This is a genomic window from Bacillus sp. Marseille-P3661 (assembly GCF_900240995.1).
In the GTDB taxonomy this organism is placed as follows: domain Bacteria; phylum Bacillota; class Bacilli; order Bacillales; family Bacillaceae_J; genus OESV01.
In genome coordinates this window covers 22,290-44,690 of record NZ_LT965953.1, presented here as the reverse complement: position 1 = coordinate 44,690, position 22,401 = coordinate 22,290, and the positions used below count along the sequence as shown (strand labels likewise).

The window sequence follows — 22,401 nt, the reverse complement described above, 5'->3', positions numbered from 1 at the left end:
TCAAAGTTCAATCTGCATCATCGTAGTAAATATAACCACATAATAACATAATGTAATAAATATTACACCATAGACAAGAGTATAGTAACGCCCATTTCTGCCAAAGCCATAACAATACTTATTTTACTGTTAATTGTTAAGTAGGCTAATGGGTACAAATTACACAGATATCAGTAACAGTAAACCTCTCAGTATAATCCGTAACCCATGAGTACTAAATGATCTCTTTTTGTTGATTTAACGTAGCATTTTTTTTCTGAATCCACTTAATAAACATAGGGGAAACGATTGCTAAGACCACCAAAATAATTAAGACAACTGAAATCGGACGGGAAAAGTAATATGATAAAATATCTCCTTTAGCCATCACGAGAGATTGTCTAAAACCACTTTCAGCTATTGGACCAAGGATGATTCCTAAAATAATGGGTGCAGGATGGAATCCAGTTTTTCGAATAATATATCCAATTAACCCAAAAACAACCATAATCCAAACATCAAACATATTATTACTAATTGCATAGGAACCGACGACACAAAAACCGATAATGATCGGTGCTAATATTCGCTCTGAAACACCTGATACTTTAACAAAATATTTCGCTCCAAGTATCCCTATAATCCCCATTAATATATTAGCGATAATAAATCCGAAAATAATAGAATAAGTAATGCTAGCATGCGTTGTAAATAATTCACGCCCTGGAACTAAACCTTGAACCATTAATCCACCTAATAAAACGGCTGTCGGAACGTTACCCGGAATACCCAGCGTTAATAAGGGAATTAATGAACCACCTGTCACCGCATTATTAGCCGCCTCTGGTGCAGCAACCCCTTCTATATGGCCTTTTCCAAATTTATCTTTATTTTTAGAAAAACGTTTTGCCTCATTATAACTTACCCAGGCTGCAATATCTCCGCCAGCACCTGGTAGCATACCAACAAAGGTACCAATACCTGATGATCCAATTATAGTCGCAAAAATTTGCTTGAATTCCTTTAAAGTAGGCAATGTTCTACCTTTAACTGCTCCCATTTTTTTATGAGTTGCTTTCTTTTTACGTTTTTCTGTTTGAATCATAACTTGCGATAATGAAAACAAACCTATCATGGCTGGAATAATTGAAACACCTGATTCTAAAGATGTAAATCCAAAGGTGAATCTAGGATACCCCGTTAAAAGATCAATCCCCACTGTTCCAATTAATAATCCAAAAATCCCTCCAATAAGCCCCTTCGCTAAGGAATCTGCAGCCACACTTGCAATGATAGTTAATCCAAATATAGCTATTAAAAAATATTCTGGAGAACTAAACATTAAGGAAATTTTCGAAAGCGGTGGTGCCAAAAAGAGAAGAGCGACTGCACTAATAAATCCGCCAATCGTTGATGAAATTGCAGATATACCAAGCGCTTTTGCTCCTTGTCCATTTAACGTCATTTTATATCCATCAAGACTTGTAGCAGCTGACGATGGCGTTCCTGGAGTATGAATAAGAATGGCTGAAATAGATCCACCATATATAGCAGATGTATAAATTGCTGTCAGTAATGTTAGCCCTGAAACTGGATCCATTCCAAATGTTATCGGGATAAGTAGCGCAATAGCCATCGTAGCGCTTAGCCCAGGCAATGAACCTATTATAATTCCCCCAATAACACCTAAAACTAGTGCAAACAATGTTTGTATTGTGAATAGTTGTGAGAAGACTTGGGACAAAATTCCTACTTCCATAGCTGCCTCCTTTTCTAGCTAAAAAATATTCCTAAGGGAAGTTGAACATTCAGCTGTAAAACAAATAGTATATAAATAAATAGATTTAATCCTATTGAGGTCACTAAGTATACCTTCCAATTTTTCACACCCATATACCATAAAAAAGAGATAATAAATAGAATAGTTGATGGGAAAAATCCAATTATATTTATTAAAGCAACATAAACAATAACAATACCCAGTGTACACATAGGTGATGCAATAAGAGAAAACGTTAGCTGCTCCTCTTCACCATCATAAATAACTTCTACTCCTTCTCTCATTTGTTTTGTTTTCTTTAAACCGTTATAAATTAAGTAAACAGCAAAGATCGCAAATAAAATGAGAAGTGCCCTAGGGAATAATGCAGCCTCCCCTATAAATTCAAAGGTTTTAGTGTACAATACGATCGATAATAAAATAATAACGATACCTATGAAAACATCATGATGCACTTTTCCACTCACAGCTTGACCTCCTAAGATATTATCGATCGAATAAGTTTATTCGATCGATAATGATAGTCTATATTTAGTTAGAATCTTAGATTTTGCCCTATTTCCTCTTAATATTTGTAAGCTGGCGAACAACTTGTTTAGCTGAATTAATGATTACCATCCAAGCATGTCACTTATTTCTTTTAAACCAGCTTCAATATTCTTTAATTCTTGCTTATATTCATCTGCTGGTTTATATTCTACCTGAAGACCTGAATCAGCTTGGCTATCTATGTGTTCTTGGTTTGTAATCGCTTTTTCAAATGCCACACGAAGAGTTTCTAGCTTTTCTGGGTCCATGCCCTTAGGTGTAGCGAATCCTCTAGAAGGAGCGGATGTTACACCTTCGAAACCTGCTTCACTAAATGTAGGAACATCCGGTAAAAACGGAGATCTTTCTTCTGCTAACACAGCTAGAACTTTCATTTCCCCGTTTTCTTGCAAACTAGTTACTTCTCCAACATTTCCAAATAATACATCCACATGACCGCCTAAAGCTGCAGACACTGACTTTGCAGACCCTTCATTGTGGACTGGTGTGAATTTTGTACCAAACTTTTTATTAATTGAAAGTGTGGCAATGTGATCATCACTTCCAACACCTGTCGAAGTTGCTGTCAACTCATTTTCTTTTGCATATTCCATTAGTTCCTCAATCGTACTAAATCGGTCTTCAGCTGTACGGATGGCAATAACACCTGGATCTTGCACATGTTTACCAATCAAATCAAAACTATCAATACTTTGGTCACGCTTTACCTTCGGATCTAAATAACCAGTTACAAAATTGGGAGTTCCTAGATAACCTATTGTATATCCGTCAGGCTCAGCATTGGCGACTTCTGCCCAACCAACCCATCCTCCTGCACCAGGCTTATTTACAACATTAACTGTTACACCTAATTCTTTTTCCAAGTATGGAGCAAGTATACGTGCTCCAGTATCCATACCACCACCTGCAGCAAAGGAAACGATTAAATTAATGGACTTATTCGGGTATACATCTTTGTCTGTACTTTCATTGCTAGATGCATTTCCCCCGCTACAAGCTACTAACGATAAAATAACAAGAACTGAAATGAATACACTTACTAGTTTTTTCATTGATAGATCCTCCTTTTTTATATGAAAGGTTAAAATGGCATGATTGCATTTATTACATACTAAGACAATATTGTTGTATTCTTTTTATCGATGGAATGATCGATATAAATGGATCGCTGGTTATGAATATTAACCGTTAAATCATAACGTATATTACTATGAATAGATCCACCCTCAGAATCTAAGTACTCAATATCAGATAATACGGGTTGTAAAACTACAAGGTTGTTTGCTTGATTAAGCTCTATCCCCATAAAATCAGCAGAATTTGCTAATGTTGCATTGATGACTTCTTCCTTCGATAAACCTGCCCCAATAAATCTAGATATAATATAACTCATATCCTTTACCGGTTCCTTTTTCCATGTGTTTCTTACAATATCACTACTAATAGTATGCGGCTTTATACCTTCATCTAACACAGCCTGCTTGAATACTTTCCATGAAAAGTGCTTGCTACCTTGTCCAATATCTAATAACAATCCGTTCTCAACAGCTGTTTTAAATGCACTTGAAACCTTACCTTGTTCATTAAGAATATTTCCACGATTTCCATGGTAAGGGTGTGTCAATACATCTCCAGGACGTAAGATTTCGACAACTTCTTCAATTGATAAAAATGTATCCGTTAAATGTACCATTACCTTTAAGTTGCTTTTCTCAGCAGCTTCCCTAGCAACATTTAATAGCCCACGATCAGTTTTTTCATCAACCTGCCCTAAACGAACCTTATAACCTAATAATCTATCTCCAGCATAATCAGCTGTCTTCAAAAGAAGCTCCATTGATATATTTTCAGGCTTAGTTGGATTGGGATTCGGATGAATGGTTAGCCCCTCAGGGAGCACTGATAACCATGAACGTACATTCAAAGAGCTACTTTGCCATAAACGATCAGCATTGTCCCAACCATCATATCCAAAAGTTCCAGCATCACCAACAGCAACTACTCCAGATGATAAATACTCAGTATCCGTAACCGCCACTGATGCACCAGGAGCCCATAAATGACAATGAAAGTCAATAAGACCTGGTAAAAGCATACTTTGTTCAGGAAGATATATTTCTTTATCTGGTTCGTTTGATACATTCATATCAAAGGAGTGATTTGATTTAAGTCCGCCTTCTTTAGTCCAAATTAAACCACCATAAAAACGCCATATTCCCATATCATTCACCTCATTCTTTTTTTAAGGAAAGCTTTCATTTACCTAAGATTGTTTTCTAGTATTTCAATAACTTTAGATAAAAAAACAACTCATTTATCCAAGGTTCTACTTTCTAATTATCTTAAGTTTAAGTTTTGATAATTTCTCACCCTCCACTGTTTATTTTTATTATAACCATACTTTCAATATCAATTTTTATAAGATCAATCACTGAATACGTTTTCAAAACACTTTAAAAAAATAAATAATCTACATATGCATCTAAGCTAAGCTAAAGGTGTGAAAGTATGTTTGGATCAATGTAGTAAAAATAACAACTAATATCGACTTTGTAATATTTTTTACTACCTTATATTTGATATGGTAACATTATTTTTTTTGAAAATCAAATGAATTTTTATACTATTTAAAAAGTTGAACTTGTTAAAAAAAATAAGGTGTGAAAACAAGTAAACTCGAATTTTAAATTCAGAGTTCTTATTTTTACACCTTATTAGTTTAATCAAAGTGGTAGTTCATATCTGTAAGTATCGAATTAATTTTATCAAGACGTTGCTTTGTTCTTTCTGGATAATTGATAGCAACCGCACTGATAATATAATCCACAACAAACATAGCTGGGACCACTGTATTATGAAAAGCAATACTATTTGAGCTAGCTGGTATGATTAAATCTGAATACTTTACTATAGGTGATGAGTAATTATCAGTAATCGAAATTACCTTTGCACCATTTTCCTTAGCTCTACTAACAAACTCGATAATTCTCCTAGCATACCTTGGATACGTAGTTACAATAATTAAGTCTGAGGATGTAAAACTTACTACTTTATCAATCCAATCACTAAGGTCTGCTATGATCATATCACAATTCCCCAGTAAACGAGTAAGACCGTGAGTCAAATATTGACTAACCGGCAAGCCACTTCTTACACTGGTACAATGGATTCGCTCGGCTGAGATGATCATTTCTATTGCTTTATCTAGAACATCAGGCGGAATCATATCCACTGTAGATTGAATAGTGTTAACCTGGTGTTCAACATAATTGGTCCACAAATCATTTGGTTTAAGATCTTTTAAATTAGCCTCTAAGCGACTATGAGGAGCAGCTTGGTTTCGAAATTGTTCCTGCAAACCTTTTTGAAACTCCGTGTATCCTGAATAACCTAAACTATATGTTAATCTCATAATTGTGGTCGTACTCGTTCCAACAATCCCGGCAAGTTGATCCACTGTTAAAAAGGCTACATCCATAGGTTTCTTTAGTATATAGTCAGCTACTTTTCGCTGCGATTCCGTTAGACTTGATATTTTGTTTTGTAATTTTGATATAGGATTTTCCATCATAGTTCTCCTAATTAAAAATAATATATAAATTTCATCACTTAATATTACCTGAAAAAATTATTACTTCCATGTTATATCATATTATCACTTTAATGCAGGAAATTAAAGTCCTATGCTGTATACCCTCATAGTGGTTGACTTGTTTGAGGAACTATCGAATAGTTATCGATTACGTTTGGGGATGATGTTTAAAAAGCTACCAAAATACGAGCTTCCTTTGTCTAATAACATTCCCGATGTTTATCATGTTTCCAAATAAATTGAAATAAAGCATAAAATAGTCCGCATCTATTACATAGGTGGGGACTATCTTATGCTTAAAAATTAAATTATTAACTTACATTTCTGCTAGGTATTATTTTTAAATTCCTCTTTTTAAAGAATTTAATAAAAATAATTACAGCAAGTAGACCTAAACCTAACGAATCTGTTATTATTCCCGGAATAATTAGAAGTACCCCAATTGATAACATTACGAAACGCTCCAAATAATTTAGCTTATCTAAGAACCAACTGGTTGTACAACCGGCAAATGCCATAACTCCAAGGCATCCTGAAATAAAGCCTATAATAATATTAACTGCAGTTCCCTGACCGATTAATTCTGGACCATAAATAATCATAAATGGTATTACGAATGCAGGAAGTCCAAAGATAAAGGACTGCATAGCAGTACCTAGTGGATTCGATCCAGATATACCAGCTGCAGCATAGGATGCTAAAGCTACAGGTGGTGTGATCGGTGCAAAACTAGCAAAATAGAAAACAAATAAATGAGCTGTAAGCAGTGGTACACCTAAGTTAACTAAAGCAGGGACCGATAGAACTGAGAACACAATATATGCAGGAGTTGATGGTAAGCCCATTCCAATTACGATAGCACCAATCATTGTTAATACTAAAGTTAGAAATAATGAGTTTTGTCCTACTTCCATTAATGTCCCAGATAATTTAAGTCCTAATCCGGATAAGGTGATAACGCCTACAATTAATCCAGCAGTTGCACAAGCAATCGATACAAGAATCATTCTTTTTGCTGAAGTTGAAAGAATATCAATAAAGTTTTTAAAATCTATTCTTCCTTTTGGATTAAATAAACTAATAAGTAAAATTGATAGTATTGAATATAATCCTGATCTAACAATAGATAGCTTTAGTATTACGATACAAAAAATTAGCACAGCAAGCGGAATGATGAACAATAAACCTCTTTTTAGAGTCTCTTTTAGTTTCGGAATTTCATCTTCAGATAATTGACCAATATTATTTTTCGCAGCCTCAAAATCAACTACAAAATAGATAGAGAAGTAATAAAGTATAGACGGAATTGCGCATGCGAGTATTATGGTTGAGTATGGTATACCTGCCATTTCAGACATTACAAACGCACCTGATCCCATAATAGGAGGTAAAATACTACCACCCGTTGAAGCGACTGCTTCAATTGAACCTGCAATCTTCGGTGTATAACCAACCTTTTTCATTAGGGGTATCGTAAATACGCCAGTTGAACTTACATTAGCAACCGCACTTCCATTAATAGATCCAGTTAGAGCACTAGATAAAACAGCTACTTTTGCTGGACCACCGCGTTTTCTGCCTCCTATAGAGGTAGTGAGATCTATGAAAGATTGACTTCCCCCACTCTTCTCTAGGAAGGTCCCAAATATAATAAATATAGCTACAAATGTTGCTGCAGCACCAAGTGCAGAGCCAAATACCCCTTCTGTTGTGAGGAACATTGTCGTTACAATTCTTGATAGTGGATAGCCTTCATGCCCATAAAAACCTGGTACTATATTTCCCCATATGGCATAACAGATAAACAATAAAGCTATAATCATTAGAGGAAATCCTACTACTCTTCGACACAACTCTAGAAGTACTACGATAAAGATAGTTCCAAATAATGTATCCCACAAGTTTTCATAGCCAATTCTCTCCATTAGAGTTCCATATGAATAATGTAAATAAACAATTGATGATATTAATATACTAATTCCTAAATAATCAATAACTCGCAGCCACTTTGACCCTTCCTTTAAAGGATAGAGTAAAAATGCAATTACCATGACTAGACCAATATGAATACTCCGTTGTAAAACTGGAGTTAAAAGGCCAAATATGGCAGTATATAAAGTAAATATTGAAAGGGCCAAAGTGAATACTAATACTATAATTCGAAACAAACTAAGTTCCCCCTATCCTTTTGAAATGTAATTTCAAATTTTAAATTCATAGACAGTTAAATAAATAATCACTTTAGCCATCCAACTTCTTTATAATACTTTTCCGCACCTGGGTGCAGAGGTATTACTGTATCCGGTGCATTTTCAGGAATGACATTTACCATAGCGGAATGAGATTGTTTAAATTGATCGTGATTTTCAAAGAGTACTTTTGCCATTTCGTATACAAGGTCTTCACCTAACTCAGCATCTACAGCTATTTCGTTATACCATTTAAAGGTAAGGATATCTTCATTCAGACCATCATAAGTACCAGCAGGTATAACTCCTTCTTTGAAGAATGGAAGTTTTTCTAAAATAACATCTAATTCTGACTCACTAACAGGGACTAAAACAATATCATGTGTCGCTGCCAACTCTTGAACATTACCGGAAGGAATCCCCACTGTTAACATGATAGCATCCACGATACCATCAACCATTGCACTTGATCCTTCACTAAAATTTAAATACTTAAGCGTTATATTCTCACCATCTACGAACCCCAGAGCCTCTAACATAGCTTCAGCTTTTACAGCAGAACCTGAACCTGGACCACCAACTGCTATTGATTTACCCTCTAAATCACTTATAGATTGAATATCGTTTTTTTCTAAAGTAACTGTTTGAAACGGTGTTTCATAAAGTGTACTAAATCCTGAAAGATTTTCGATAGGATCATTTCCTTCAAAGGAGTTAACTCCGTGATAGGCATTATATAAGTGATCTGATCCAAATAAGCCAATATGAGCTTGTTTTGAGTCTATAAGTCTCGCATTTTCTGCATTCCCTCCAGTTGATTCCGCTGTGAAGTTATAACCTTCCATATTTTCAGAGAGTATGGATGCCATCATTCCGCCAACAGGATAGTAAGCTCCTGTTGTTGTTCCGGTAGCTATTTTTAATTGTTCATCATTATTAGTACTGCCTGACGAGTCTTGGGAACAACCAATACTAAAAATTAGCAAACTACTAAAAACAATAAGTAATAATATTTTCCTCACAAATAAACCCCTCCAATTTTTCGTAATTCAAATGATTTTTTTTAAAATTCACTAGTACAAACTTGTGGATAGACTCTATGAAATGCTTCTGCATATATAATCCTGCTGTTACCTGAATTGCGATTAGCTTGTAGTCCACGCCGACGAGCCAAATCGGTATAATACTCCCAAATATGCTTTTGTGCTTTCATAATTTCCATCGCTTTTCGTTTTGTTTCAAATACGTCAGTTATATCCAATAATGTATCAAGTTTAAAATTACATTGCTCTGGTTGGTGTGGTTCAAATTGAAACAGTTTTATAGGTTGGGTAACAGGGTGTTCGCTAGGTATACCATGCCCATAATTTGCTAGAATACAGCATTCAATAGCTAACTGATATGCCCTTTGATGGTCCATGTTATAGATGTCTTTTTCTGTATGAGTAAGAACAATTTCAGCATTGTGTTCTCGTAATTCTTGTACAATTGATATTCGCAACTCATTATTTAGTTCAAGTGGGTAATCACCTAAATCGAAAAATCTTATCTCCGCACCGAGAACCTCCGCTGCCCTTTCTGCTTCATGCCGTCTAATATCCTTAATTTGTTCTAATGATTTGCCTTGTTTCCATAAGCTTGCAGATTCACCTATTTCCCCGAAGGAAAGGCAAAGTATTCGAACCTTATATCCTAACTTGTTATATAGTGCGATTGCGCCACCAGCTCTCCATACAAAATCACCAGAATGGGCACTTATAATAAATAATGTTCCTTTATTTTCAGAATTCATTGATTGTCTCCTTCCACTGATTGTTAAAGCGTTTTCAAAAAAATTTAAATCTTAATTGGCATTATTATATTGTTCACTTTCAAGGAGCCAAGCTGGTTTAAGTAAATCTCCAATTTCTTGATCACTGCTATTTACAAATTTACTGATGGTCTCTAATCGATTTTTTTCATACTCATTTTTAGCTTCGGCTTTTACAATCGTTTCTTCGACCCTATTCTTTGGTACTACAACAACTCCATCTGAATCACCAATAATTAAATCACCTGGATTAACAAGTACTCTTCCACAGTGAATCGGAATGTTGATTGCTCCTGATCCATTTTTAAATGGACCATTTGCTATAAATCCCTTAGCGAATACAGGGAAATTAATTTGTTCAAGTACGTCTTTATCACGTACTAGTCCATCAATTACAATTCCATTTATTTTTCTCGCCCTTGCTGTTAGAGCCATTAATTCTCCTAGATAGGCATTATTTTCATAGCCTTTTCCGTCAACAACAATAACGTATCCCTTACTTGCCAGGTGTATTGCTTTGTGTAGATACAAATTATCACCTGGATCTAATTCAACAGTTATGGCAGTACCAATAACTCTTTTTTCTTTAGATACAGGTTTAACACTGTAATGCATACCCCCTGAACAATCCATGGAATCAGAAAATAAGGTTGTACTTAATTGTTCAGCCCTATTTATTAAATCGGTTGAGAAAAGCGGAGGAAGATTAACCATTATTACACCCCTTATCGTTTTGATTATTGTACTTAGTATTATAAGTATGATAAGTATAATATGTCAATCATATTTTTTGTTAATTCTAAATGTTCAATAATGTCAAAATATCGTATTGAGGGCAATATTGACAGAGCTTACACCACTCGGTATACTAAGTATTATAAATGGTTGATCTTTAAAAAACTAAAAATATGGGGATAAAAAAAATGATAAAAAAACAACCTTTATATGAAACTATTTATAATGATATTGTCCAAAAAATTAATGATGGCCAATACTCATTTGGTGATATGTTACCTTCCGAAATGGAATTGGAACAGTCATATAAAATAAGCCGTACTCCAGTTAGACAAGCACTTAAACAGTTGGAAAATGACGGCTATATATACAGATTACAAGGGAAAGGGTCCTTTGTAGCAAATAACAGTCCATCAGGAAAATGGATATTAACTACAGGATTCATGCAACAATACAATCAAGAGTGGGAGAACATTTCAGCTAAGACAATAGACATTAGTGAGGTTGATGACCCGCATTATTCATCTATTTTAAGAGCGAACAAGAATCAAAAAATCTATAGAATAAAGAGAATTAGATACATTAATAACGGACCTGTTCTTTTTCTGAACCACTATATTAATCCAAATATTCCAATAAAATTATTCTCCGAAAATCCAGAATTTAATTCAAAAGATCAGATATTAAAGGAAAAGGCTAACATTGAAATATTAGAAATACAGGAGAGGTTAGAAGCTATAATTGCTACTGATGAGGTAGCGGAAATGTTAAATTTAGAAGAAGGGTCACCTGTGCTTAAGATAACTAGAATATCTTCATCACTTCAGTATAACCCTGTTGATGTTACGGTTTATTATGCCAATACCGATAAATGGAATTATACTACTAACTATAAAAATGAATGATCCAGGGGGACAGGTCCTGAGCTGACCCCAAAAAGTTAGAGTTTTTATTATGCAACTAGTTGGCTGGTATGAGTACGGTATTGAACTGGACTCATTCCCTCCAATTTTTTCTTAATACGTTTGTTATTATAGTAATCTATATATCTCTTAATTCTCTCGCTTAACTCTTCAACCGTACACAATGCCTCTCCATAATACATCTCTTGTTTTAGAATGCCAAAGAAGTTCTCCATAGGGGAGTTATCCAAACAGTTTCCCTTTCGAGACATGCTTTGAAAAACCTTACTTTCCTTAAGTGTCTTACCCCACTTTTTATGTTGATATTGCCATCCTTGATCAGAATGAATCGTTGTCCTAAACTTTGATTCTCTTACAATTTCAAGTGTCTCTTTAAGGGGTCTGATCGCAAGATCCAAAGTTGGACTAGTACCTATCCCATAAGAAAGAATTTCACCGTTATATAAGTCCATAATAGGGCTCAGATAAAGCTTTTTACCATTTAAACACTTAAATTCTGTGATATCAGTTGTTAACTTCTGATGGCATACACTGGTTTTAAAACGACGATTTATACGGTTTTTTGCAACTTTCCCTACATTCCCCTTATAAGAACTGTACTTTCGTGTTTTTCTACTAAATTTGCTACATTTAAGACCGAGCTTTCCCATAATACGCTGCACAGCTTTATGATTCACTTTAATTCCTCGGTTCTTCAGTTCTAATTGAACACGACGATACCCATAATTACTGTCATTCTCGTCAAATATAGATTGAATACAATCCTCTAGGTCTTGTTTTGGGTTTTCTTTTTGCATCGCTTTTATTTGATAGTGGTAAGTAGACTCTGGAATACCAACGATTAGTAATACGTCTTTTAGTTTGAACTTTTCTTTGAGTTCGAATGATATTGCTGCTTGTGCTTTTCGAGAGAGCCCGTGGGGTCCATCCGAAAAGCTCGCAACTTTTTTAAATATTCTACCTCCAAACGAAGGAGCTCGTTCTCTCTTTCCAGCTTTTGTTCATATGTCATTTCTTTGTCGTTTTTCTTGTTGTTAGACATGGAGGGCCTACCTTTATGTTTATTCAGGCCTTCATCTTTCCCCTCTAAAATAGCTTTCTTCCACCTACCTATTGTAGTAGGTTCTGTTATTCCAAAGTGAAGGGCAGTTTCCGTTTCTGAAGAACCTGTTCTCTTCATATAGCTTAATACATCTAGCTTGAATTGAACAGAATAAGGTTTGTTCTTCCTCTTCCTTTTTAATCCATCAGCACCCAATTTCTCATATATTTTTATCCACCTGTTAACTAGTGATTTAGACTTGATCCCGTGTTTTTTGGCTAGGGGTCTTATCCCTAGCTTTCCTTCTTGATATTCTCTAACCACCGTTAATTTCAAATCATCACTATATTTTTTAGCCAAAATAAACACCCCAAAAGATTAGTTTTTTTGACTCTAACTTTTGGGGTGCACCTCATACCTCGGGCCTGCAAGCAAGGGCAAGCCAGGGGACAGGTCCGTTGGATTAGTTCTTTAGGTTGATAGGATTTCCTCAATTTTCTAAAGACCTAGAGCTCTGGCACGACAAAGTCGCTAAACTAAACACAAAAGAAAAAGAGCCAGGGGACCTGTCCCTATGGCTCTACAATCTCTTCAACATTCTATTTACCATTTCAATATCGAAATCCTCGTAGCTTTTTCCCCAATTTTTCATAAAACCATGCTCGGGATGATTTTCATCTGCTATAGCAGTCAAAAATTCCTCATAACCAGATTCCCCACCCACATCCTCAGGTGGTGTGGCTCCCACGCCCTCTAAGCAGACTGGATAATTTTTATCATAATCACTTATAACGCCTTCAACCTCTACAGCATGCTGCCAGTCATCACCGAAATCATAATTATATTTCAAACTCTTATAATGCGGAATATACTCAGAAAGTTTTATACCATTTTCAAGTCTCATCTCTACTTCACCCGGATATGCAAAAGCTTCCTCATCACAAACTAAGTTTACTATGGGCCTATAGCCTTCTTTGCTATACGCTGAGTGATTAATGGAATAATGATGGCCGGATGTGTCTTGATCAAAGATATAAAATTCATGCAGATGATAATCCTCCCAGCCAAAGGCCTTTTGTAAAACATGATGAAACTCACTAAATGTCAAATTTAGCGGAACTACTAACCGTCTCCATACATGGTGGCGCTCCAAAAGAAGTGTAACCTTAAGCTGAACAGCCTCAGAATGAAAGATCGGTTTACCTGCAAAATTTTCAAGATCTTTATATAACTCTTCATTTGGATATATATATTCGTTTTTCCTTTCGCTATCGCCGACCAAAAAACGACTTACCTCTTTACTAGCTGCACTATTAATAATAAACTCGTGATTTAAACGATCCTCATAAAAATAAACAGTTTCACAAGCCTTGTTCAACTTTGCGACTGACGACCGATCCTTGGTCTTTGCATATGTAAATTCCTTCGAATGATGAATATATTTTTCAATGATCTCATCACTAATAAGTTCTTCTTGGAAGGTCTCCCGGATAGCATTCAAAATAGTCTCATCAAGCTTTTTAAAGTCCTTTGCTTTTAAGCCATGGAGGATGATTGTATACTTGCTTTTATCATTCATGAGAACGATCGTTTTTCTTCGGTTCACCGTAATTAAATTAGCATGCCAGGAAAAAAGCGGCTCTGCGCTCTCATGTACTTCTGGCTTACGACCCAACTCATCCAATAATTTTTTTGTGCATTGAATTAGCATAAGATAATTGCTCCTCTTCACTTGCATATTTCGAGATAGTGTCGAGATCCAGGGGGACAGGTCCACTGGACTTTGGTAGATTTTCACCAACAGGCTAGTAATAATATATTATTCATACCAAATGGTTGGTAGTGGGTCAAGGTTCCTGTCCCCGTGGATCCACTAAGGGTGGCGGTTCTCCTGGGCCAGGGGCGGGCCAGCGGGCAAAAAAAAAGAGCTATCCGCTCCTTGGTTCTTAAGTATTCGTTTAAAGTCTTTTATTTCACTTTCGTGCTTAAGGGAACGAGATGCTAAAGTATCAATCACCCGTTGTTCGTCTTCTAATGTACCTTTAATTTCATCTGTTTTTGCATCGATCAATTTGTTCAAAGTAAGGTCCAAGTCCATTGATAAGGTTATCTTTCAACTGGTCTTGTCCTAATTGGAGTTTTTCTTGACCTTTCTCTAAACTATCAAGTCGATTATTTATTTTTTGAAGTTTGCCAAGTATTTGCTTTAACGCTTTTCATTATTATCACTCCGCGTTTTCCTTTCTTATATTATAACACGGTTAAGAAGAATTGTTTTAATGCCTTAGTATCGATTGAGTCAAGTTTTTATTGGAATTTTTTCCGTGCCCCTCTTCACATTCTTACTAAATGATAGTGTTTATCACTATTATATTTTTTAATGGAGGAAAAGACAGGTTCTTGTTTTAGTTTAATGTTACGCCAAATAATAGCGACACGTTATTTATTACTTGGTGATTCTACTCACTATGCCAATAAACCAATGATGCGTAGTATCCATAACGATGAAAAAAGCCAGTGGACCTGTCCCTCTGGCTCTCAAAAGGGCACTTCTTCAGTGGTCTCGACCTGTCCCTCTGGCTCAATTAAATATTGGATAGTGCCGTTTTTCGTGTTGTACTGACACCCATTTAACTGTAGTAAATTTTTCAAAAATCCATTGTCCACCAAATCTTCCTATTCCGGAATCTTTCTCACCACCAAAAGGCATCGCTGGATCGCTATTAACTGTTTGGTCGTTTATGTGCACCATACCTGTATGCAATTGTTTAGCAACTCTGATGGCTCTTTCTTGAAACGCGGTAAATACAGATGCTGTTAATCCGTAGCGTGTATCGTTTGCTATACGAACCGCTTCCTCTTCGCTGTCAACAGGAATAACGAGAGCGATCGGTCCGAAAATTTCTTCTTGGGCAATGCTCATACGATTATCTACATCCGTTAAAATAAATGGACTTATGACATTCCCATGAACGTCTCCTTCTAAGAATACATTCGCCCCTGATTGCTTTCCCTTCTCAATAAGAGATAACACCTGATCTCTTTGTTTTTCATCAATTAGTGGCCCAATTATCGTATCATCTTGTCTTGGATCGCCGACTTTTAAAGTGGACACCTGTTTTTTTAATTGTTCGATAAAAGTAGGATAGATGCTACGGCTTACTATCATTCTGTTTATAGCCATGCATATTTGGCCTTGATGAAGAAACTTCCCAAAAGTTGCTGCTTTGACTGCCTGCTCAATATCAGCATCATCAAGAACAATAAAGGCATTGTTGCCTCCCAATTCTAGCGAAACTTCTTTCAAATATTGCCCAGCTAAAGCACCGATTCGCCTCCCAACTTCTGTCGAACCGGTAAAAGAAATCACCCTAGGAATAGGATGTTTGACCACTGCATCCCCGACTTCTGAGCCCGATCCAATAATCACACAGATTAAGCCTTTTGGTACTCCAGCATCCTCAAATAGCTTGGCGATAAAACTTCCACCAGAAATCGGAGTGTTTGATGCTGGTTTGATCACTACACCGTTGCCTGCCGCTAGCGCTGGCGCAATTGAACGCATTGACAAGGACAATGGGAAATTCCATGATGTAATCACATTCACAACACCTACAGGTTCACGGTAGATTTGGTTCTCTTTTCCGGGAATAGTCGAAGGCATGACTTGCTCATTCATTTTATATGGATAGGCAGCAGCTTCTTTAATTAATGCGATAGCAGCATTTACTTCCATTGTCGCCTTAACCTTTGTTGATCCTGTTTCATCTTGTAGAAGAGCTATCGTTTCTTCTATACGATCGGCTAAAAGAGCGGCTGCAGTTTCCAGTATCCTTGAATGGTGTTCAGGCGTAAGACTTGCCCACTCCTTTTGAACTCGCAGTGCAGTTTCATATGCTTCGTTTACATCTTCAAGGTTGGCAAGTTTATGCGATACTAGCACTTCCCCTGTGTATGGATTTCTATTATCAGAATATCGATCGCTTGATCCTTCTCTCCAACTACCACCAATCGGCATAGTAGCCCATTGCGAATAATTCATTGGTATCTTCTCCTTTTTGAATAGCTCTACTTTTTTAAAAAAAGGTATTCTTCTATACCAATTACTCCAACATCAACATCGGCAGCAAGGACAATATAAACTTACCCACTACCACAAATTTCATTAATGTTAATCAGATTAGAAGTTTTAATGCATGGGCTTACGTCAAGTTCCATGCCGAGTTTAGCTTTTTCACATAGTAGATACAAAAGAGCCAAGGAACCTAGTATAGTAAATAGTTCAAAAACAATAAAAAGACCACCGTTTTCATTGTAAAATAGAAGTACCTATCACAGAACTTCCAATTACTATCCCGACCAAAGGAGATGAAAACGATGGTATATACATCATTGAATCATATTCAAGGAAAAAAAGGAAGTCGATGGGCACAATTTTTGCGAGACATTGGAACTGAGAACTTATTAGTCGTGGCAATAGATGCAGCTAAATTTACTCATAAGGCAATGGTTTGTAACTTTTATGGGGATATACTTGTTAAACCTTTTGAGTTTGATGCATCCATGACGGGATTTGACGCTATTAAAAGAATCATTGAAATTGAAAAAGAGAAACATGGGAAAGAAAAAGTGATTGTCGGTATTGAAACAACGGGGCACTATTACGAGGACCTGGTACGGAGATGTCATACTGTAGGTTATCATGTACGCATCATAAATGCAGCCACAACCGCACAAGAACGACAAGCGCTCTTAAATTGGGCGAAAACAGATAATTTAGATCTTATGGCTATTGTACAATCTATCCTTCATGGTCGAGGGACGTCTAGTGAACTATCTTCTGGTAAAGTTTACACTTTACAAAAGTTAACACGTGCTCGTCGTGAATTGGTAAACGAACAAACCATGACGCAGAATCTTATAAGAATGCACATGGACCATATTTTTAGGGAGTACCAAGGAAAAAGTATATGGATTAAGGGAAAGCGTGAACATATAAAACCCTTTTCTGATCTATTTGGTAAAGCCTCCCTCTTCATGATGAGAAACTACCCGCATCCAAGCGATATACTAGCCCTTGGAGAGGCAGGCTTACGCAAACTATCTATTCGTGAAAACCTTAAATTAAGAGACGATTGTATAAAGACCTTAGTAGAGTTTGCGAAAGAATCCATTTCTCAATCAAAAGACCATGTGGAAGTGGAACTATTTCTTCTGACCCAAAAACTTGATCGATTGGATTTATTAAAGGAACAGATCAAGGTCTTAGAGGAAAAGATTGAAGATTTGTTCGTAGAAACAGAAGGTGCAATGATTCTTAGTGTACCAGGTATTGGGGTTGTGACCGGGGCTGAATTGTTTGCAGAAATGGGGGAAATCTCCGATTTCACTCACGCGGGGCAACTTATAAAGATGGCAGGGACGAATCCGATTGTCAAACAATCCGGCGGTAGAAAACCGACGTATTATGGTATTTCTAAACAAGGGAGGAGACCTTTTAGGAATATTGTATATCAAGTGGGAAAATCCTTGTCTACCAACAATCCTGAAATGAAGGAGAAATATCTAGCTTTAAAAGATAGAGGTAAATTAACCGGTCAAGCCTATATTGCCATTGGAAATCGAATGATTCGTCTAGCCTTTTCAATGATTCGTAATCAAACTTTATACCAAACAAGACAAGAAAACTATGTGTTATTAAAAGAATTAAGCAAAAAGCTACGAACTAAAAATGTAAAAAAGTTTTATGAAAAGCACGTCTCGTTATCAAGTGGCCTATCAGCATAGTTAAAAGATTAGTTGTCATAAAAAAATTACTTTACTAACACTTGTTTTACTAGAAAAATGGAGCTCCTCTAGGACGTTAGATCACATTGTCATCGAACCTGAGGCTAATGACCTCGTGGGACAGCGTTATGGATCTTGTCCTATAAGTACGAATAATACGTGAAAATCAAAGTTTATATCGCTAGGCAGTATCTCTGTAGGATGAAAAAAGCAAGATCCTTTCACGTTCTAGAGGAGCTCTATATACTTTTCTGTGATAGTTGAACTTTACAAAAAATGGAATTTGTAGGTTTTACTTAAGGTCGGCCTTTTTTAAATAAAAATGTCCCTTGACTTATTTACCATTATACGCTGTCCCTCTGGCCACGAAAAGAGCCAAGGGACCTGTCCCCCTGGCTACCCTGGCTATAATTCTATTTTATCTAAGTCTTCTGGAATAATAATTTCTCCTGAAAAATGCGTTGCTACTTCATCATAGGCTTTTGCAGGATCCAATTCCGGTAAGAAGTGTGTTAGAACAACTTTTTTCACATTTGCCTTTGCAGCAATTTGCCCAACTTGTTCTGCCGTACAATGTTCTTTTTGGAGATGATCCCAAATTTTTTCTAGTGCAGGGCTTTTTTTGCCTGTCGCTAAACCAGCATCGATCACTAAAACATCCGCATCTTTTGCTAAGTTAATAATGCCATCATGTGGTGCCGTATCACCTGAAATCACAATGATTTTATTATTGATTTCAAGACGATAACCAAAAGTAGGAACATTATGAATCATCGATTCTACTGTTGTATCTATCAAAGATGGATTTTCCACTTTACAAGGTTTATCAATCTCAATGATGCGGACATCTCGAATTCCCGCATCTGATCGACCTAGTGAACAACGATAGTTGATATCTTCTTCATATAAATCAAGGATTTTTTCATGAAATCTCTTCGTTCCTTTAGGACCGATTATCGTTAATTCCGATCTTCCACGTCCCCAGCCCCCAATAAGGAATTGTCCATAACCAAAGGTATGATCAGAATGAAGATGTGTAAACCATAATTGTTTAATAGATTCTGGTGGTAGTCCTGCTTTTAATAATTGGTTCGTGGTCCCTTCGCCACAATCAATCAGGATCGTTTCATCGTCAATTGACAGTGTTTGCGCTGGTCCTGAGCGTCTAAGCTCAGGACGAGGGCTTCCTGTTCCCAACATAGTAATGGATAACTTTGTCATAACATTCATCACCTCTTTTATCTAACCTCAACCATTTGAATATTCATTTCTTCAATAATCTGATGGATACCTACCCCAGGATCTCTAAGTGGAATATACTCCAATCCCACATATCCGTTATATCCACTTTCCTCCAAATACTTCAAAATACTTTTATAGTTAATCTCACCTTCCGTGATCTCATGCCTTCCAGGATTACCAGCTGCGTGGAAGTGGCCAATCCATTCCATATTTTCAGATATCCGCCGAATTAAATCACCTTCCGTAATTTGCTGGTGATAAATATCAAAGAGAACTTTGAGATTAGGACTATTAATCGATTTGACAATCTCAAATGCTTCATCAGAAGATGATAAAAATTGATTAGGATGATCTATTTTAGTGTTAATCGGTTCAAGATTTAACGTGATTCCAGCACGCTCGACCATCTTTGCTGCTTCTGATAGTACATCTACTAAATTCCTCATCTGGGTACTTCTAGTCATACCAGTCTGTTCATCCCCTGATATACAAACAATGTTAGTGCAATCAAGAAGTTTTGCCGTTTCAATTGTTCTATTTAATCCTTGTAAAAATTCAGTATGTGTACTTGGATCCGTTAAGTTTTGTGGTTTGGTTGATAGTAAGACGATGTTTAACTTTAATGTCTCTTTTAGCTTTTTTAGTTCAAAAATATCTTCATCATACCAGCGCATGATCTCAACGTTTTTGAGACCTAATTTGTTCGTTTCAAATAATCCTTCTTGAATAGACTTATTTTGAAACATCATTGGAATGCAAATTGAAAATGAAATAGACATACAGAATCACCGTCTTCTATATTTTTTATATTCACTATGAAACTACCTATTTTAGGCTTCTACGCTTTCACTTGGCACTGATTTTCTAACTTTAGAAATGAGCAAGTCGTGCACGATAAGTGATAGTAATAAAACAGCCCCAATTATCCCCACATAACTAATTGGTACTAGCAGTAACGCAGCACACGCGAAAAATAATACCTTACGCATCGTGCTGATCGGTCCAAATAAATAACCAGTCATACCAATGATCAGCGCTGTACACGCTGCAAAAATAGCCATAACAATCACAAAAAATTCAGTATTATATACCGTTTCTGGATTTAACAATATACTTGGATAGAAAACGAATAAAAACGGTACGATATAAATCATCACGCCTAGTTTCATAGCTTTGACCCCAATTGCAAAAGGATTGGCTTTTGCAATCGTTGATGCTGCAAAGCATGCCAGCGCAATTGGCGGTGTGAAATGTGAAACTATCGAAAAATAAAAAACGAATAAGTGAGCAGCGATAGCTGGTACACCAAGCTCTACCAGAGTAGGCGCTACTAGTACAGCTACTATAGAATACGCTGCAATAGCCGGCATCCCCATTCCCATAATGACACAAACAATCGCACTTCCAAGGAGTAGATAGACTAATCCATATCCTCCAAGATTGGTTAATGCAGAAATAAGGTTAAAGGCTAATCCTGTTACACTTAAAATCCCGACAACAAAGCCAGCTGCAGCTAGGATGATCCCTACCTCTATTGCCATTTGAGCCGTTTGTTCTAAAGTTTGGATCACCTTTTTAAAAATATCTTTTCTGACCTCTTTTAGAGATAATAACAGCAGAAACGCAACACCCGACGCATAAAGACCAGTTAATTCAGGAGTAGAGCCTTTAACAAATAACATATAAAGGAATAGGCCGAAAATTAAAACGACAATCCAACTTCTCTTCAATATAGGCTTTAATTCCGGCATCTCTTCTTTACTAAGCTTCCCAATTCCTTTTTTTCCTGCTTCAAGGTCGATTTTTAGAAAAATACTAAAGTAATAGAGTACAGCTGGGATAACCGCAGCTAGCGCAACTTCGGCATAAGGCATGGCTAGATTTTCTGCAATAAGAAACGCGACAATTCCCATGATTGGCGGTGTAATAGACCCTCCAGACGAAGCAATCGACTCAATCGCTCCCGCTTCGGTACTGCTATACCCACTCTTTTTCATTAAAGGAATCGAAATATTTCCTGTCAGCATAACATTTTCTACAGGACCACCTGTAATACTGCCCATTAATCCGGAGCCAGCCACAGCTACTTTGGCAGGTCCTCCTCTAAAACGTCCAAAAAGCCATAGCGCAATATTATTAAAAATATCGCCGCCTTTAAAATTAATTAAGATTTGGCCAAATAAGATAAACGCTAACCCCATGGTGGCGATCAACTCAATTAACGATAGCAAACTATTTACATCCAAATATAAATAATTCAATAATAAATCGATTGAAGTTGATTGCCCCCTAAATACGCCAGGCATATAAGGGGCTACAAATGCGTAAGCAAGGAAAACCAATACGATACTAATTAACACCCAACCGAATGTGCGTCGTATACCTTCCAACACTAAAATGATAGTCAGAGTTGCTAATATAAAACGGGCTGGTGTAATACTTCCAAAATTATTCATAACCTGTGGATAGAAAATAACAATATATCCACCTACAAGGACTCCTAGAAAGGCAAAAATCCAGTCATACCATGGTACATTGGAGGTTTTCATAGTTTTCCTTGAAGGTACGCCGATAAAGATCGATGGTAGCATGAGCATTAAAAACCAACCTGCATACTGTTGACTTGTTAATGCGAGTCCTAATCGTTCATGTACAGAGAGAATAAATAGAATCCCCGACACTGTAATTAGAATTAATAAGCTTCTCCATAAATAAGAAACAGGGCCTGTGAGTGGTCTAAATCTAACGGACTCCTTAATATCCAAATACGATC

18 protein-coding genes are annotated in these 22,401 nt (G+C 36.5%); 2 read left to right on the top strand and 16 right to left on the bottom strand.

Annotated elements, in window-relative coordinates; all coding sequences use genetic code 11:
• Nucleotides 1-214 precede the first annotated feature (214 nt).
• The 9 genes from C1724_RS00300 to C1724_RS00260 form a co-directional block, all read right to left on the bottom strand.
• The gene (locus tag C1724_RS00300) at nt 215-1,738 is read right to left on the bottom strand and encodes a tripartite tricarboxylate transporter permease (RefSeq protein ID WP_102344768.1); all 1,524 of its coding nucleotides are present in this window, start codon (nt 1,736-1,738) and stop codon (nt 215-217) included.
• Nucleotides 1,739-1,752: 14 nt separating this feature from the next.
• The gene (locus tag C1724_RS00295) at nt 1,753-2,226 is read right to left on the bottom strand and encodes a tripartite tricarboxylate transporter TctB family protein (RefSeq protein WP_180994066.1); all 474 of its coding nucleotides are present in this window, start codon (nt 2,224-2,226) and stop codon (nt 1,753-1,755) included.
• Nucleotides 2,227-2,370: 144 nt separating this feature from the next.
• Nucleotides 2,371-3,360: a tripartite tricarboxylate transporter substrate binding protein gene (locus C1724_RS00290; protein ID WP_102344766.1), complete on the bottom strand. Its 990-nt coding sequence runs from the start codon at nt 3,358-3,360 to the stop codon at nt 2,371-2,373.
• A gap of 59 nt (nt 3,361-3,419) precedes the next feature.
• Entirely contained in the window at nt 3,420-4,529 is a 1,110-nt protein-coding gene (locus C1724_RS00285) for a hypothetical protein (protein WP_102344765.1), read from the bottom strand.
• Nucleotides 4,530-5,027: 498 nt separating this feature from the next.
• On the bottom strand, nt 5,028-5,876 hold the full coding sequence (locus tag C1724_RS00280) for a MurR/RpiR family transcriptional regulator (protein WP_102344764.1): 849 nt from the start codon (nt 5,874-5,876) through the stop codon (nt 5,028-5,030).
• Between the two features lie 335 nt (nt 5,877-6,211).
• Nucleotides 6,212-8,068 (bottom strand): TRAP transporter permease, encoded by a 1,857-nt coding sequence (locus C1724_RS00275; protein ID WP_102344763.1) that lies wholly within the window; start codon nt 8,066-8,068, stop codon nt 6,212-6,214.
• A 68-nt stretch (nt 8,069-8,136) separates the two neighbouring features.
• The gene (locus C1724_RS00270; RefSeq protein WP_180994065.1) at nt 8,137-9,111 is read right to left on the bottom strand and encodes a TAXI family TRAP transporter solute-binding subunit; all 975 of its coding nucleotides are present in this window, start codon (nt 9,109-9,111) and stop codon (nt 8,137-8,139) included.
• A gap of 41 nt (nt 9,112-9,152) precedes the next feature.
• Nucleotides 9,153-9,881 carry a PIG-L deacetylase family protein gene (locus tag C1724_RS00265; protein ID WP_102344761.1) on the bottom strand — a complete coding sequence of 243 codons (729 nt, stop codon included), beginning with the start codon at nt 9,879-9,881 and terminating at the stop codon, nt 9,153-9,155.
• Nucleotides 9,882-9,932: 51 nt separating this feature from the next.
• Entirely contained in the window at nt 9,933-10,613 is a 681-nt protein-coding gene (locus C1724_RS00260; RefSeq protein ID WP_102344760.1) for an RraA family protein, read from the bottom strand.
• A gap of 209 nt (nt 10,614-10,822) precedes the next feature.
• On the opposite strand from C1724_RS00260, the gene C1724_RS00255 reads away from it, so the two are divergent.
• On the top strand, nt 10,823-11,539 hold the full coding sequence (locus C1724_RS00255; protein ID WP_180994064.1) for a GntR family transcriptional regulator: 717 nt from the start codon (nt 10,823-10,825) through the stop codon (nt 11,537-11,539).
• 47 nt (nt 11,540-11,586) lie between these two features.
• Here the strand turns inward: C1724_RS00255 and C1724_RS00250 are convergent, their stop codons facing one another.
• The 4 genes from C1724_RS00250 to C1724_RS00230 all read right to left on the bottom strand — a co-directional run bounded on the left by C1724_RS00250 (nt 11,587) and on the right by C1724_RS00230 (nt 16,641).
• Complete coding sequence (locus tag C1724_RS00250) at nt 11,587-12,513, bottom strand: IS3 family transposase (protein ID WP_142386509.1); 927 nt, start codon at nt 12,511-12,513, stop codon at nt 11,587-11,589.
• Entirely contained in the window at nt 12,414-12,959 is a 546-nt protein-coding gene (locus C1724_RS00245) for a helix-turn-helix domain-containing protein (protein ID WP_102344757.1), read from the bottom strand. Before C1724_RS00245 ends, C1724_RS00250 begins: the two co-directional genes overlap by 100 nt.
• 220 nt (nt 12,960-13,179) lie before the next feature.
• On the bottom strand, nt 13,180-14,310 hold the full coding sequence (locus C1724_RS00240) for a plasmid pRiA4b ORF-3 family protein (RefSeq protein ID WP_102344756.1): 1,131 nt from the start codon (nt 14,308-14,310) through the stop codon (nt 13,180-13,182).
• Nucleotides 14,311-15,180: 870 nt separating this feature from the next.
• On the bottom strand, nt 15,181-16,641 hold the full coding sequence (locus C1724_RS00230; protein ID WP_102344754.1) for an aldehyde dehydrogenase family protein: 1,461 nt from the start codon (nt 16,639-16,641) through the stop codon (nt 15,181-15,183).
• A 335-nt stretch (nt 16,642-16,976) separates the two neighbouring features.
• On the opposite strand from C1724_RS00230, the gene C1724_RS00225 reads away from it, so the two are divergent.
• The gene (locus tag C1724_RS00225) at nt 16,977-18,386 is read left to right on the top strand and encodes an IS110 family transposase (RefSeq protein ID WP_102344753.1); all 1,410 of its coding nucleotides are present in this window, start codon (nt 16,977-16,979) and stop codon (nt 18,384-18,386) included.
• Nucleotides 18,387-18,791: 405 nt separating this feature from the next.
• On the opposite strand, the gene C1724_RS00220 is transcribed toward C1724_RS00225, so the two are convergent.
• Genes C1724_RS00220 through C1724_RS00210 form a run of 3 tightly spaced genes read right to left on the bottom strand, consistent with a single transcriptional unit; the run spans nt 18,792 to nt 22,393 of the window.
• On the bottom strand, nt 18,792-19,607 hold the full coding sequence (locus tag C1724_RS00220; protein WP_180994063.1) for an MBL fold metallo-hydrolase: 816 nt from the start codon (nt 19,605-19,607) through the stop codon (nt 18,792-18,794).
• A 17-nt stretch (nt 19,608-19,624) separates the two neighbouring features.
• The gene (locus tag C1724_RS00215; RefSeq protein ID WP_102344751.1) at nt 19,625-20,407 is read right to left on the bottom strand and encodes a hydroxypyruvate isomerase family protein; all 783 of its coding nucleotides are present in this window, start codon (nt 20,405-20,407) and stop codon (nt 19,625-19,627) included.
• A gap of 51 nt (nt 20,408-20,458) precedes the next feature.
• On the bottom strand, nt 20,459-22,393 hold the full coding sequence (locus C1724_RS00210) for a TRAP transporter permease (protein WP_102344750.1): 1,935 nt from the start codon (nt 22,391-22,393) through the stop codon (nt 20,459-20,461).
• Between the last annotated feature and the right edge of the window lie 8 nt (nt 22,394-22,401).